The 15,717-nt window shown below is 59.4% G+C and carries 11 protein-coding genes; 3 read left to right on the forward strand and 8 right to left on the reverse strand.

Translation table 11 applies throughout. From position 1 onward, the window contains the following. Positions 1-19 precede the first annotated feature (19 nt). The 3 genes from AC0969_RS06530 to AC0969_RS06540 all read left to right on the forward strand — a co-directional run bounded on the left by AC0969_RS06530 (position 20) and on the right by AC0969_RS06540 (position 3,922). On the forward strand, positions 20-1,726 hold the full coding sequence (locus AC0969_RS06530; RefSeq protein ID WP_479623325.1) for an alpha-amylase family glycosyl hydrolase: 1,707 nt from the start codon (positions 20-22) through the stop codon (positions 1,724-1,726). Positions 1,727-1,757: 31 nt separating this feature from the next. Then, positions 1,758-3,302, forward strand: a complete 1,545-nt coding sequence (malQ, locus tag AC0969_RS06535; protein WP_479623326.1) for a 4-alpha-glucanotransferase — start codon at positions 1,758-1,760, stop codon at positions 3,300-3,302. Positions 3,303-3,409: 107 nt separating this feature from the next. Further along, positions 3,410-3,922: a hypothetical protein gene (locus AC0969_RS06540; protein WP_479623327.1), complete on the forward strand. Its 513-nt coding sequence runs from the start codon at positions 3,410-3,412 to the stop codon at positions 3,920-3,922. Here the strand turns inward: AC0969_RS06540 and AC0969_RS06545 are convergent. The 8 genes from AC0969_RS06545 to nusA all read right to left on the reverse strand — a co-directional run bounded on the left by AC0969_RS06545 (position 3,919) and on the right by nusA (position 15,660). Next, positions 3,919-4,812: a DMT family transporter gene (locus AC0969_RS06545; protein ID WP_479623328.1), complete on the reverse strand. Its 894-nt coding sequence runs from the start codon at positions 4,810-4,812 to the stop codon at positions 3,919-3,921. The genes AC0969_RS06540 and AC0969_RS06545 overlap by 4 nt on opposite strands. A 72-nt stretch (positions 4,813-4,884) precedes the next feature. Beyond that, a complete protein-coding gene (locus AC0969_RS06550) occupies positions 4,885-7,218 on the reverse strand; it encodes an ATP-binding protein (RefSeq protein WP_479623329.1) in 2,334 nt (777 codons plus the stop codon). Positions 7,219-7,226: 8 nt separating this feature from the next. Continuing rightward, entirely contained in the window at positions 7,227-7,739 is a 513-nt protein-coding gene (locus AC0969_RS06555) for a putative pterin-binding protein (protein WP_479623330.1), read from the reverse strand. A gap of 268 nt (positions 7,740-8,007) precedes the next feature. After that, positions 8,008-9,831 (reverse strand): translational GTPase TypA, encoded by a 1,824-nt coding sequence (gene typA, locus AC0969_RS06560; RefSeq protein ID WP_479623331.1) that lies wholly within the window; start codon positions 9,829-9,831, stop codon positions 8,008-8,010. 18 nt (positions 9,832-9,849) lie between these two features. Further along, positions 9,850-10,824: a tRNA pseudouridine(55) synthase TruB gene (truB, locus tag AC0969_RS06565; protein WP_479623332.1), complete on the reverse strand. Its 975-nt coding sequence runs from the start codon at positions 10,822-10,824 to the stop codon at positions 9,850-9,852. Positions 10,825-10,828: 4 nt separating this feature from the next. Then, complete coding sequence (gene rbfA / locus AC0969_RS06570; protein ID WP_367846233.1) at positions 10,829-11,200, reverse strand: 30S ribosome-binding factor RbfA; 372 nt, start codon at positions 11,198-11,200, stop codon at positions 10,829-10,831. Continuing rightward, on the reverse strand, positions 11,200-14,130 hold the full coding sequence (infB, locus tag AC0969_RS06575) for a translation initiation factor IF-2 (protein WP_479623333.1): 2,931 nt from the start codon (positions 14,128-14,130) through the stop codon (positions 11,200-11,202). Before infB ends, rbfA begins: the two co-directional genes overlap by 1 nt. A gap of 24 nt (positions 14,131-14,154) precedes the next feature. Beyond that, complete coding sequence (gene nusA / locus AC0969_RS06580) at positions 14,155-15,660, reverse strand: transcription termination factor NusA (protein WP_479623334.1); 1,506 nt, start codon at positions 15,658-15,660, stop codon at positions 14,155-14,157. Between the last annotated feature and the right edge of the window lie 57 nt (positions 15,661-15,717).

The following is a 15,717-nucleotide window of genomic DNA, read 5'->3' on the forward strand; positions in this document are numbered from 1 at the left end:
CGCTTTGGAGAAACCAAAAATGACCACCGCCCTGACCGCCCGCATCCGCCAACTCTGGCTACAAATCTACCCCGACCAGCACACCGACAAGCTCGATGCCTTCCTGGTCGAGCTGCTGGCTGCCGCTGCCAACGCAGCCCCATCACCGCCACCCACCTGGTTCAAGGAAGTGGTGGTGTATTCGCTGTACGTCGATCTGTTCAACAAAGACTTCAAGGGCTTAACCAATCGCCTGGCCTACCTGCAAGACCTGGGAGTGACCTGCCTGTGGCTGCTGCCCATCCTGGATTCGCCGATGCGCGACGCGGGCTTCGACATCAGTGACTACACCAAGATCCGCAGTGAGCTGGTGGGTGGCAGCGATGCCGCCGCGCAGGGCAGCTTCGCCGAATTTCTGGCCGAAGCCCACCGCCGCAACATCCGGGTGATCTTCGACGTGGCCATGAACCACTGCTCCGACCAGCACATCTGGTTTAGGGAAGCCCGCAAAAGCCCCGACAACCCCTACCGCGACTACTTCATCTGGAGCGACACGACTGAGCGCTACAAAGAAGCCCGCATCATCTTCAAAGGCATGATGCCGAGCAACTGGCATCCGCTGCCCAAAACTTCCGATGACGCCCCGGACACCTACTTTTTCCACCGTTTTTTCGACTCACAGCCCGACCTGAACTACCGCAACCCCGAGGTGCTGCTGGCCATGTGCCGCGTGCTGCTGTTCTGGGTGGCGCAGGGCGTGGACGGCTTCCGCGCCGACGCGATTCCGTATCTGTGGAAGGAAGAAGGCACGATCTGCGAGAACCTGCCGGGCACCCACGCCATCGTCAAGTTCTTCCGCGCCGTGCTGGACAGCGTGCGCCCCGGCACCATTTTGCTGGCCGAAGCCTGCCAACCGCCCGCCGAAGTGGTCACCTATTTCGGCGACAGCGACGAGTGCCAGGCGGCCTACCATTTCCCGGTGATGCCGCGCATCTACCTGGCGCAGGCCACCCACTCGGCCAAACCAATTTTTGACACCCTATCGACCAGTTTCACGCCCGACATCCCGGATGCCTGCGGCTGGTTCTCGTTCCTGCGCTGCCACGACGAGCTGACGCTGGAGATGGTCACCCCCGAGGAGCGCAAAACCATCCACGCCGCCTACTGCCACCAGCCCGAGTGGGACTTCCGCCAGGGCGAAGGCATTGCCTCGCGTCTGGTCGATCTATTCAAAAGCGATGCGGCGGCGGTGCAACTGGCCTTCAGCATCAGCTTCACCCTGCTGGGCACGCCGGTGATCTTCTACGGCGACGAGTTCGCCAAGCCCAACGACAACCAATTCCAGGCCGACCAGGAAGCCCTGACCGGCTACCAGGATGCGCGCTACAAAGTGCGCGGTGCCGTGGACTGGACGAGTGTGGACCGGCAACTGGCCGATGCCACCAGCCTGCCCGCCCGCACCCACGACGGCGTGCGCACCATGCTGGCGGTGCGCCGCGCCCACCCGGCCCTGGCCGCCGGTAACTTCCAGCCGCTGAGCACGCTGGACGACCGCATCCTGGCCTATGTGCGGGGCACGGCGGAGCAGCAGGTGCTGGTGGTGCAAAACCTGTCGAACGACGCGGTCAGCGTGGCCCTGCCCGCCGCCATCGCGGGTGCAGGCTGGACCCGGATCTTTGGCCAGCAGGACTTGGCCCAGGGCGTGCTTGCCTTGCCACCCAAGGGCTTTAGCTGGTTCGCAAGCTAATTTTTTTGACATATTGACTGGACCCCACACTATGGCTTCCGACCTGTTAAACCAACGCACCTCGGGCGTACTGCTACACCCCACCTCCCTGCCCGGCCCGCACGGCTGTGGCGACTTTGGCCCCAACGCGTATTACTTTGTGGACTGGCTGCAAACCGCTGGCCAGTCGCTGTGGCAAACCCTGCCGCTGGGCCCCATAGGCCCCGGCGATTCGCCCTACATGGGCAGCTCGGCGTTTGCGGGCAACCCGCTGCTGGTGGCGTTTGAGCCGCTGGTCGAACAAGGTTGGATCAGCACAGGCGCGCTAGCCGCAGAATTTGATGCCGAAAAAATCAACTTCGGCCAGGTCGTACCTTGGCGCCTGCAAAAGCTGCGCGAAGCCTTCGCGGGCTTTCAAAAGATGGCCAGCCCCGAGGACCACATCGCCTTCCAATCCTGGCTAGCCACCGAACAAAGCTGGGTCGCCGACTACACCCTGTTCATGGCCCTGGACCAGGCCCACACCCCGGCCCTGTGGCCCGACTGGCCCACGCCACTGTCGCGCCGCGAGCCCACCGCCCTGACCACAGCACGCATCCAGCACGCCAACGAGATCGGCTTTTGGGGCTTTGTGCAGTGGCAATTCGACGTGCAGTGGAAAAGCCTCAAAGGCTACGCCAACGGCAAAAAAATCCATTTGGTGGGTGACCTGCCGATCTTCATCGCGCACCATTCCAGCGACTGCTGGTCGCGCCCCGACCTGTACGAACTGGACGCCAAAGGCCACCCGCTGGTGATTGCCGGGGTGCCGCCCGACTTTTTCTCCGAAACCGGCCAACGCTGGGGCAACCCCTTGTACAACTGGTCGGCCATGCAAGCCGACGGCTACCGCTGGTGGATCGAACGCGTGAAGCGCCAGCTCAGCCTGGCCGACGTGGTGCGTATCGACCACTTTCGGGGCTTTGTGGGCTACTGGGAGATTCCGGCCAGCGAACCCACCGCCGTCAAGGGCCGCTGGATGCCCGGCCCCGACTACGACCTGTTTGCCGCCATCGAAGCCGCCTTGGGCAAGCTGCCGATCATTGCCGAAGACCTGGGCGTGATCACCGACGAGGTAAATGCGCTGCGCCACCGGGCGGGCTTTCCGGGCATGCGGATTTTGCAGTTTGCGTTCTCGGACGACGCAGGCAACGGCTTCCTGCCGCACAACTACGCGCGCGACACCGTGGTCTACAGCGGCACGCACGACAACGACACCGTGGTGGGCTGGTGGGCCGACTGCACCGACCGCGAACGCGCCTATGCCGGCGAGTACCTGCACACCGACGGCAGCGATGTGCACTGGGCCATGCTGCGTGCCTGCGCCCAGTCGGTGGCCAACCACGCGCTGTGCCAGTTCCAGGACGTGATGGGGCTGGACGGCAAGCACCGCATGAACACCCCCGGTACCATCGGTTGCTGGACCTGGCGCTTCAAGTGGGACTGGGTGACCGGCGAGGCGACGGAAAAGCTGGCCCGCATCACCGCTGCCAGTGGCCGCACCCGGTTTGACCGCTTGCCCCTACCGGCCTACCCCGAAGGCAAAAACAAACCGTAAGGCTTGCGGCACAATGGGCGGAGACACTCTATTTTTTATAGCAGTCTGTACAAGCAGAATATACGAAAAAAGCATATTTCGCTTGTATTATTTTGCACAAGGTATCTATGACCATTACCCAAGTCTTTGCCGTGGTGGCGGTGCTTCTTTGCTTTCTGGGCATGCTGGCCTCCGCCATGACCGCCCTGATTGCCCACCGCGCCGCCAAGGCCGCCACAGCGGCCCACCATGCCACGGCGCAGTTGCTACGCGAATTTGAAGTCCGCGCCGCAGTGTCCACCGCCAGCGCCGTGCTGGCAGAAGCCACGCGGGCCCAGCAGCAGGCCAACGAACTCAGCCGCGCCTACGGCATGTTGGCCCTTTTCTCGCGCAACTTTGGCGAGGCAGAGATGCAAAAATCCCAAGAGATGGCCGACAGCCAGGCCGATCTGGCCGGTGAAATCGCCTCGCAGGCGCAAAAATTTGTGGCAGACCACCGCGATGTGGGCGACCCAACCCCAGAAAACCTGGACAAAGCCGTCAACGAATTCCAGAAAGCCCTGGTCGCCGTGCGCTCCATGCGCGCCGAAGTAGAGCGCGAACTGGAAGGCGTAGAAAGCCAGCGCGGCGAACTGCGCTAAATTAGTGCCCGGCGCTGCCACCAGCCCAGCACTTCGTTCGAGACCAAGGCACCTAGCACCAGTGCACCACCCAGCAGTACCGCCGTGCCGGGTGCTTCATTGGCACCTAGCCAGGCCAAGGTGATACCAAACAAAACTTCCAGCAGCTGCAGCAGCGACACCTCGGGTGCCTTGAGCACGCGGGCACACCACACCGACAAAACACACGGAATCGCTAATTGCACCGAACCCAGCATGGCCAGCAGCCCTAGGTCGTGCGGGGTGGCCTGGAACGGCATGGCCAAGGGCAGCGTCACCAGAGTGGACAACACCGCCCCCACCAGCACAGACGGCACCAGGTCCACGTCCTGGCCCTGCGCGTGGCTGCGCTGCACCACGGTCCAGTTCACCGCGCCAGCCATCGGCACGCACAGCGCCACCAAGGTACCCAGCAACTGCGCCGGGCTGCCCGCAGAACTCAGCTGCGTGCCATACATGACGGCAATGCCCACGCCCGCCACGGCAATCGCCACCCAGGTGCGCAGCGGCAGCCGGTGGCCAATCGCAAAGCGCGCCAGCAAGGCGGTCAGCAGCGGGCCAATCGACATGGTGACCAGCACATTTGCTACCGGGCTCATGCTCAGTGCCACCATAAAGGCGGTGAACATCACAGCCCAGCACACGCCCGACAACCACAGTGCCGCGCCACCTTGCACAATTTTGCGAAATACGCTGCGGCCCTGGAGCAAGGGCAGGATCACCAAGAGCGACAGCACGGTGAAAAAACTGCGCCAGAAAGTGATCTCGAAGCTGTGCGCCGACTCCAAATGGCGGGTGGTGACTCCGGCAATAGACCACATCAATGTGACCAGGACCATCGTAAATACTGCGCGGGAATGGGTTAAATGCATGCTTGTATTGTCGCCTGCCGACCCTTGCTTACCTCGACCAGAAATGCCAAATCTGTCGTCCGGGCCCAGCTATCAGGCCCGTATTACACCGGTGCCGACCGGGGTATGCGCGGTCAAACCCATGCGGTGGCACAGTGCGTGCGCGGTGTGGCGTAGCTCTATCAGTTGCAGAGATGCTGCAGTGCAATCCTCGGGACTGTAGTGGGCGCCTCCGTGCTCAGCCTGCAATGCCAGGCTGGCCAATGCATGCAAGCCCAGGCTGGCGGCGGCACCTTTCAGGGCATGGGCATAACCATGGAGGGAATCCACATCGCCACAGTCCAAAGCAGCAACCAGCGCAGAAAAACTACCCGATTCATCGGAAAAAAAACTGTCCAATAGCGATCCGTAGCCCGTCAAGGAAACGGCGACACAGATTTCGCCCAGCATGCCCATGTCCAGGTGCTGCGCCACATCGCCTGCGCGGAAGCGCCTGCGCGGAGCAATTGCAGGTACCGGCAGCGCTGGCACGGGTGTTTCGCATCTAGGAGTGGCGGGTTCAATGCAAGCTATTGCGCGGGGGCCGAAGCGTTGCTGTAACAAGGTTTCTATTTGGTCCATGCACACAGGTTTGGATAGAAAGTCATCCATTCCGGCCTCCAAGGCCCGCTCACGCGACACCGCAAACGCGTCGGCAGTCAGTGCAACGATGCAGACATTGGCCGCTGCACCCCCCCCCGCGCGCAAAGCCCGGGTAGCCTGTAGTCCGTCCATCACAGGCATGTGCACGTCCATGAACACCAGGTCCGGTACTACCCGGCGCACTTCAGCCACAGCCTGTTCTCCATCTTCGACAAAACGGATGCGGTGCCCGAGCCGACTGAGCAAGGCCTGCATGTATTTGCGGTTCACCGGATGGTCTTCAGCGACCAGAATGTCCAGTCCCTGCACAGGCGCGCCACGCAGGCCACTGCTGTCGGGATATGCCGGCGCCACCCCGTGCAGGACGGCAGCGGGTGCTGGCACACACACCAAAGGTAACTCTAGGCTGAAGGTGCTGCCCAGCCCCAATTGGCTTTGTACCGTGATATCACCGCCCATCAAACGGGCCAGGCTACGCGAAATCTCCAGCCCCAGGCCTGTACCACCAAACCGACGAGAGATGCTGGCATCACCCTGGGAAAATCGCTGGAACAAACACGCCATCGTGGCGGCATCCATGCCGATGCCTTGGTCTCTCACGCGTAGCCGCAAGGCCACCGTATCCCCCACTTGCGGGGTAGTTCCGCAATCACACTCCACATCTAGAACGATGGAGCCTTTGGAGCTGAATTTGATGGCGTTCGACACCAAATTGAGCAATATTTGTTTGATACGGGTGGCATCAGTTTCCACCCACAGGGGCAAAGCGGTATGCAGGACCAAGGAAAAATTCAGTCTCTTCTCTTTGGCCAAAGGCTGCATCAGAGCATCTACATCGTGCAGCAATTGGGGTAGTTGCACAGGTACCGGGTTCACAGCCATCTTGCCCACGTCTAGCGCCGAGACATCCAGAATATCGTTGAGTAGCGCCAATAAATGGCTGGCCGATCCCCGTACTGTAGTGACGTAATCTGCCTGCTGGGTATTGAGAGAAGTGCCCTCCAGCAATCCCAGCATTCCCAACATACCATTGAAGGGAGTACGTAATTCATGGCTCATATTGGCGAGAAACTGGCTTTTACCCCGGTTGGCGTTTTCTGCCTGTAAATTGGCCGCTACGAGGTTGGCGTTGAGTTGGAGCCACTCCAACTGCTGTTGTACCTGTTTGCGGTGCCGCACGACCAAGCTGCCGGATGCAATCAATAACACAATTAATTGGGCCAGAGTCAGCCAGATGATCAAATCGTTCTGGTGTAACAAGGTACTACCCTGGCGCTCCAATAAGACGGACACTTGGCTGTTTGCGGCCATGCTGAGAGCCTGCACAGCAGGTCCGATCACATTGAAGCCCTTGAGAAGGTCGGCCAGAGCTTTCGGGTCTGGAGCATCGCGGCTAAGAATTCGTTCGGTTTGCAGGACTAGTTGCTCCACCACGGGTACGGCATCTGCATATTCGGGCCGCTCCTGCAGCAGGGCAATGCTGGGGTTGTCACGCAGTAAATCCAAGCGGCTGGTAAATATGTCCAGGCGCAGCCTGACATTGTCTAGGTCAGCAGGCATATCTTCGATTACCAGGCCGCGCAGCTCCTGCCGAAAACGCAAAAACTCTCGCTCATACTGAAAGACTATGGCGGTAATCGAATCATTTCCCACCTGGCTAGTTTGGCGGATGGACTGCCTTTGGGTGAGCTGGAGCACCAACATCACCGCCATGGCCAAAGCCATGCCGACGGTGACCAAAGCGACCCATAGCAAATAGCGGTGGTGGTTGTCGCTTGTGCGCATGGGTGTGTTTATTCAATCTTCATGGATTTAAGCTGCCAGGCCGAGCGTTCGTAGTAGCGGGTGCTTTGCAATTCGGTTTTGGAGTCAAACGGGTAGACGATGAACAAGGGCCCCTTGGTTTTTATCGAAATGGGTTGTCCATTGAGTTTATAGGCCACGATGACATCAAAACGCTGCGCGTCTTCCATAGGGATAGTGGTTTGGTAGTCGTTCAAGGCCGTGGCTTTGATGCTGGTCCCGGTGGCTTGGGCTGCAGCCAATACGTCCCGTAAAAGCGGCCCTGTAAAGGTAACGGGCTGCTTATCCCAGGGTGTATGGGTTGTAAAGGTTTGTTGTGGCAACTTCTCCAACATCGCCATATCAAAGGCAGCCGCTGTATCCGTATTTTTTGCACCAACCGAGCCACTCACGCTCAGAATGGTTTTGCCTACAGGCGGTGCCAGGGCAAAGGCCGGCAAGGCTGCACCTGCCATCAAAACTACCATTAAAGAAATAGTGAACCGAATGCGTGCGTGTGACATGCCTGCTCCTTGTAGAAAGTAAACCCTAATTGTATCAAATATGCAATTTAATAACTTAAAAAATGATGCAAGTGATAATTTAAATGCTAAATAAATTCATTATTGAGGAATATGCCCAATACATCATCAAAGGCAAAGTCAAAACCAACTACACGTAACATTCACGCCGATGAGTCCCTGAAACGCAAAACCCCGGCACGCCGTTAAACGTACCGGGGTTCAGACATATAGGCCACACGCCTAAGGCGGGTGGCGCTAGACTTGGGGATTAACGGCCAGCGCGCTTGCGTTCGCTTTCGGTCAGGTGGCGCTTGCGTAGACGCACCGACTTGGGCGTGATTTCGACCAGCTCGTCGTCCTCAATGAACTCTACGCCGTATTCCAGCGTCAGTTCGATCGGAGGGGTGATCTTGATCGCGTCTTCCTTGCCCGACACACGGAAGTTGGTCAGCTGCTTGGTACGCGTGGCGTTGACCACCAGATCGTTATCACGGCTGTGGATACCCACAATCATGCCTTCGTACACGGGGTCGTTGGCTCGCACAAACATACGGCCACGGTCGTCCAGCTTGCCCAGGGCGTAGGTGAAGATTTCGCCTGCGTCCATAGAGATCAGCACGCCATTCTTGCGGCCACCGATATCACCCTTATGGGGTTCGTAGCAGTCAAAAATATTGGCGATCAGGCCGGAGCCGCGCGTCAAATTCAGGAACTCATTGGTGAAACCAATCAGACCACGGGCAGGAATACGGTATTCCAGGCGTACACGGCCACGGCCGTCCGGCTCCATGTTGACAAGTTCGCCCTTGCGCTCGCCCAGGGCTTGCATCACGCCGCCTTGGTGCTGGTCTTCGATGTCGGCGGTCACCAACTCGATAGGCTCGTGCTTCTCGCCGTTGATCTCTTTCATCACCACGCGGGGCTTGGAGACGGCCAGCTCGTAGCCTTCGCGGCGCATGTTTTCCAACAGGATGGTCAAGTGCAGTTCGCCACGGCCCATTACTTCAAAAATACCTTCTTCGCCGGTTTCTTTGACGCGCAATGCCACGTTGTGCTGCAGTTCTTTTTGCAGGCGATCCCAGATCTGGCGGCTGGTGACGAACTTGCCTTCGCGACCGGCCAGAGGGCTGGTGTTGACGCAGAAGTTCATCGTCAGGGTTGGCTCATCGACCTTCAGCATGGGCAGAGGCGCAGGGTTGACGGGGTCGGTGATGGTCACGCCGATACCGATGTCGGTCAGGCCGTTGATCAGCACGATTTCACCCGGGCCAGCGGACAGCGCTTGCACGCGCTCCAGACCTTGGAATGTCAGAACCTGGTTGACACGGCCTTTGACAGCCTTGCCGTCTGGGCCTTCCATGACGACCACGTCCATCATGGGCTTCACGGTGCCTTGGCTGATACGGCCCACACCAATACGGCCCACGAAGGTCGAGAAGTCGAGTGCGGAAATTTGCAATTGCAGGGGAGCTTCTGGATCGCCGGACTGGGCAGGCACGTGGTTCAGCACGGTGTTGAACAGGGCCGACATGTCGGGACCCCACTGCTCACCAGGCGCACCCTCTACCAGGGAAGACCAGCCATTGATACCCGAGGCGTACACGACGGGAAAGTCGAGTTGCTCGTCGGTAGCGCCGAGCTTGTCGAACAAATCAAACGCAGCGTTAACCACTTTGTCGGGGTTGGCACCGGGCTTGTCCACCTTGTTCACCACGACGATGGGCTTGAGGCCCAAAGCCAAAGCCTTCTTGGTCACGAAACGGGTCTGGGGCATAGGGCCCTCTTGCGCGTCGATCAGCAGCACAACGCCATCGACCATCGACAGTGCACGCTCCACTTCACCGCCGAAGTCGGCGTGGCCGGGGGTATCGACGATGTTGATGTGCGTGCCTTCCCAGCTCACGGCGCAGTTCTTGGCCAGAATGGTAATGCCGCGCTCTTTTTCAATCGCGTTGTTGTCCATCACGGTGTCAACCACTTTTTCGTGTTCGGCAAAGGTGCCGGACTGGCGCAGCAACTGGTCGACCATGGTGGTTTTGCCATGGTCAACGTGGGCGATGATCGCAATATTGCGAATTTGTTTGATGGTCATAGTTATCTACTCCTAAATCTAAAGGCTTGGGCTCTCTGCTTTTTGCGCCTGGGCCAAAATCTGGCCAATATCCAGCGGGCTTAGCAGTCGCCCTGGTATCAGTTCACCGGCCTTGGTCTGGGCTACACCCAGCAAAGCCGAAGGTTCGTCTCCGTAAACCGCGATGCGGTCATCGTCGGGCCAGTCACCCCGGCGGCGCACACCGCTCAGGAACCGCCCTGTATTTTCTGCGTCCAGCGTGACACGGCGGTGTTGCGCCAGCAGCGCATCCACCGGCAGCAAACACGCCAGCCGCTCGTCTTCGGTCATGGCTTCCAACTCGGCCAACGTCACACACTGGCCAATCACAAAGTCACCGGTGGCAATGCGGCGCAAGGCCGTCAAATGCGCACCGCAACCGAGTGCCTCGCCTATGTCTTCACCCAGCGTGCGGATGTAAGTGCCTTTGGAGCACTTTGCTACTATTTCAATAGCTTCCTTCGCAGGTTCTACGTGCGCTAGAGCCACTTTTAGCTCAAGAATTACTACATCCCGCGCTGGCCGCTCAATCTCAATGCCTGCCCGCGCATATTCGTACAAAGGCTTGCCGTCGCGCTTCAAGGCGCTATACATCGGTGGCACCTGGCGGATCGGACCGGTAAAACACGGCAGCACGGCATCAATCTGCGCCTGTGTCACCGCCACGGGACGGGTCGCTATCACATCGCCCTCGGCATCGCCGGTACTGGTTTGCACTCCCAACCGGGCCGTAGCCAGGTAGGTTTTATCGGCATCCAGGTGCAACTGGCTGAACTTGGTGGCAGCACCAAAACACAGGGGCAGCACACCGGTAGCCAGCGGGTCCAGCGTGCCGGTGTGACCGGCCTTTTCGCCGCGCAGCAGCCATTTGACTTTTTGCAGCGCGTCATTGCTCGACAGGCCCAAAGGTTTGTCTAGCAGCAGCACCCCGTGTACGGGGCGCCTGGCAACCCGTACACGTGGCGTTGCGGTCATGCGCTTAGTCTTCCTGGGACCGAGAGGCCACGGCCCGCGCAATCAGCGCGTTCATGTCCGAGGCTTTCTCGGTGGTCCGGTCATAGTGGAAGTGCAGCGTCGGCACGGTGTGGATGTGCAGCCGCTTGAACAAACCCGAGCGCAGAAAACCTGCGGCTTGGTTCAAACCTTCGGTGCATTCGTCCGGGTTGCCGGTCAGTACGCTGAAGAAGACCTTGGCGTGCGCGTAGTCGGGCGTGACCTCCACCCCCTGGATGGTCACCATGCCCACACGTGGGTCTTTCAACTCACGGGCGATCAGCTCGGTCAGATCCCGCTGGATCTGGTCGGCTACTTTAAGGCTGCGGTTAGGCGCAGCGGCTTTGCGTTTCACCATTACAGGGTCCGTGCAATCTCTTTGATCTCAAAGAATTCCAACTGGTCGCCGACGGCGATGTCGTTGTAGTTCTTGAGCTTGATACCACACTCGAAGCCTTCGCGGACTTCGCGCACATCGTCCTTGACGCGCTTGAGCGAATCAATTTCACCGGTGTAGATGACGATGTTTTCGCGCAGCAAGCGGAAGCGTGCACTGCGGTTGACCGAGCCGGCGGTGACCATACAGCCTGCCACCGTACCAATTTTGGAGGCCACGAACACCGTGCGGATCTCGGCCATACCGATGATTTCTTCGCGCTGCTCGGGAGCCAGCATGCCGGCCATGGCGGACTTCAACTCATCGACGGCGTCGTAAATGATGTTGTAGTACTTCACGTCAACGGCATTGTTCTCGGCCAGCTTGCGCGCACCGGCATCGGCCCGCACGTTGAAACCAATCACGATGGCCTTGGAGGCGATAGCCAAATTGATGTCGGACTCGCTGATCGCGCCGACTGCCGTGTAGACCATCTGCACCTTGACTTCGTCAGTCGACAGCTTGAGTAACGACTGGGCCAGCGCTTCTTGCGAACCCTGCACGTCGGCCTTGATGATGATCGGCAACATCTTGACCTCGCCCGCCGTGATGTCGGTGAACATGGTTTCCAGCTTGGCGGCTTGCAGCTTGGCCAGCTTGGTGTTGCGGAACTTACCAGCACGGTAGGTGGCGATTTCACGGGCCCGGCGCTCGTCGGGCAAGACCATGAATTCATCACCGGCTTGCGGCACTTCGGTCAGACCCTGGATTTCCACCGGGATCGAAGGACCTGCGGACTTGGACGGCTTGCCGTTCTCGTCCAGCATGGCTCGTACACGGCCATAGGTAGAACCTGCCAGCACGATGTCACCAGTCTTCAAAGTACCCGACTGCACCAGCACGGTAGCAACAGGGCCCTTGCCCTTATCCAGGCGCGCTTCGATCACCAGACCCTTGGCCATAGCGTCCACAGGTGCCTTCAGTTCCAGCACTTCGGCCTGCAACAGCACTTGTTCCAGCAGCTCGTCGATACCAAAACCGGTTTTTGCGGACACGTAAACGAAAGGCGAGCTGCCACCGAAATCTTCGGGGATCACGTCTTCAATCACCAGTTCGTTCTTGACACGCTCGGGGTTGGAATCGGGCTTGTCGATCTTGTTGATCGCCACCACGATGGGCACACCCGCCGCTTTTGCGTGCTTGATGGCTTCTTTGGTTTGCGGCATCACGCCGTCATCGGCAGCCACCACCAGAATCACGATGTCAGTGGCCTGTGCACCACGGGCACGCATGGCGGTAAACGCTTCGTGGCCCGGGGTATCCAGGAAAGACACCATACCGCGTGGAGTTTCCACGTGGTAGGCACCAATATGCTGGGTAATACCACCGGCTTCACCAGAGGCCACCTTGGCGCGGCGGATGTAATCCAGCAGCGAGGTTTTACCGTGGTCCACGTGGCCCATAACGGTCACCACTGGCGCGCGCGGCAGGGATTCAGACACCTGCTGCAACACTTCTTCGGCGGTAAACGCTTCTGGATCGTCCAGTGCAGCCACAACGGCTTTGTGGCCCATTTCTTCGACCAGAATCATGGCCGTGTCTTGGTCCAGCGGCTGGTTGATGGAGACCATCTGGCCCAGCTTCATCAGGTGCTTGATCACCTCGGAGGCCTTGACCGCCATCTTGTGGGCGAGTTCGGCCACGGTGATGGTTTCGGGCACGTGCACTTCCAAAGTGCGCGCTTCCACCGGTGCTTGCGACATGTTGTCGTCGCGCTGGTCGCGGTCATTGCTGCCACGGCGGCCCCGTGGGCCTCCGCGCCAGTTGCCACGGCCCACGCCGCCACTGGAGTCGCCACGGGTGGGCAACGGTTTCTTCTTGGCCGGGTCGGCCCAGCTACTGGACAGCTTGGCGGATTTGACTTCTTTGCCTGCACCCGGAGCAGCGGCTGCGCCAGGAGCGGGTTTGGCCGGTGCCGCACCTGCGGCTGGCTTGTGCAGCGTGCCCTTCATGGCGGCAGCCTTGGCGGCATCCACCACAGGTGGCTTCACCACGGGCTTGGGTTCTTCGACCTTCTTGTGGGCGACCAACACCTTCTTGGGTGTGGACATCATCAAGCGGATCGCGGCGGCTTCGGCCTCGGCCTTGCGGCGGCGATCACCCAAATCGACCACCCGTGCAGCTTCTTCGTCGGCACGGGCTTTGGACTCGGCAGCGACTTTGGCGCGGGCATCGTTTTGGGCTTGCACTTTGGCAAGGGCAGCAGCTTCAGCGGCAGCGTTAATGTTCTGGCCGACCGCCGACAGGCCGGGTGCCGGTGCGATGGTTGCCGTTGGCACGGCCGCTTTTTGCTGCTCGACTTGTGCAGCGGCCTTGGCGGCAGCTGCGGCTTGTTCGGCCACAGCGCGCTCGCTGGCTTCGCGGGCTTCTTGCACTTCGCGTTGGCGGCGCTTTTCGATGAGTTCTTCTTCTTGGCGGCGCATCAGCTCGGCCTGGCGGCTGGCTTCTTCTTCGCGGCGGGCCAATTCGGCATCTTCGGCAGCGTTGCTGGTGGGCAGGTCGGCCTCGACTTCGGTCTCGACCGCGCCTTCAGGCACACCGTCCATACCGTCTTCACGTTTGATGAAAGTGCGTTTTTTACGCACTTCCACCTGGATGGTGCGGGCACGGCCGGTGGAATCGGCCTGCTTGATTTCACTGGTGGATTTTTTCACCAAGGTAATTTTCTTGCGCTCCAGCGTGGCAGTGCCATGGCTGGCTTGCAAAAAGCCCAGCAGACGCTGCTTATCGTTGTCGCTCAGGACATCCGAGGTAGCGGCTTTCGGCACACCGGCCCCCCGGAGCTGTTCCAGCAGGGTTTCGGGAGATTTTTTGAGTTCAGCAGCAAACTCGGCGACGGTAGTATTGGACATGTATTGTGTGACCTTTCATGACCATTACTCTTGAGAGGCGGCGTCATTGGTAAACCAATGTGCGCGCGCCTTCATGATCAAGGTCGTGGCCTCGTCCTCAGACTGGCCGGTAATTTCGGAGAGCTCATCACCGGCCAAATCGGCCAGATCGTCGCGGGTGTGGATGCCGCCAGCTTGCAGCTTGGCGATCAATTCGGGGGTCAGGCCTTCGAGGTCGTTCAGGTCTTGGGATACCGGCTCGGCCGCTTCAGCGTCTTCTTCCAGGGCAATTTCCATGGTCAGCAGCACATCTTTGGCACGCGAACGCAGCTCATGCACGGTGTCTTCGTCGAAGCTTTCGATTTCCAACATTTCTTGCAATGGCACGTAGGCGATTTCTTCCAGGCTGGTGAAGCCTTCGTGGATCAGGATGTCGGCCATTTCTTCATCGACATCGAGCTTTTCCATGAACAGCTTGCGGCTGGAGTCGGTCTCGGTGGCCTGCTTCTGGGCAGACTCCGCAGCGTCCATGATGTTGATCTTCCAGCCCGTCAAATCGGCGGCAAGGCGCACGTTTTGTCCGCCGCGACCAATCGCGATGGCCAGATTCTCTTCATCGACCACCACGTCCATGGCGTGGCGCTCTTCGTCCACCACAATGGAAGACACATTGGCCGGAGCCAAGGCACCAATCACGAACTGCGCCGGATCTTCGCTCCACAGCACGATATCTACGCGCTCACCGGCCAGCTCGGTGGTGACGCCGTTGACACGGGTGCCACGCACGCCGACGCAGGTACCGATAGGATCCACGCGCTTGTCGTGCGACAACACGGCGATCTTGGCACGGGAACCGGGGTCACGGGCGCAGGATTTGATCTCCAGCAGGCCTTGCTCGATTTCGGGCACTTCCTGGCGGAACAACTCAATCATGTAAGCAGGCGAACTGCGCGACAAGATGATGGGCGCGCCGCGCAGGGTCAAGTCCACTTCCATGATCATGGCGCGGACGCGGTCACCGGTGCGCAGATTTTCCTTGGGGATCATCTCGCTGCGGCGCAGGCGACCTTCGACACGGCCGCTTTCAACAATGATGTCGCCCTTGTCCATGCGCTTGACGGTGCCGACAAAAATCTTGTCACCACGGCTCATGAAGTCATTGAGCAACATTTCGCGTTCGGCATCACGGATTTTTTGCAGAATGACCTGCTTGGCGGCCATCGCACCAATGCGGCCAATCGGCAGGGATTCGATCGGCTTCTCGATGTAGTCGCCTTCTTCGATGTCAGGAATGTCGTCGCGCACGTCCGACACCAGCTCTTCTGCCTCGGGGTTTTGCAAACCGGCAGAATCTGGCACCACCAGCCAGCGGCGGAAGGTTTCGTAGTTGCCATTGTCGCGGTCGAGGGCAACGCGGATATCCACTTCGCCCTGGTACAGCTTTTTGGTGGCCTGCGCCAAAGCCGACTCCACCGCGCCAAAAACAACATCCCGCTCCACGTTTTTCTCACGTGAAATGGCATCTACCAACATCAACATTTCGCGATTCATGTCACGAATCTCCTGAACACTAAAACCAAAAAATCAAACCCGCCGGACTGTGCTTTC

This window comes from Rhodoferax sp. LB1P47 (assembly GCF_056521445.1).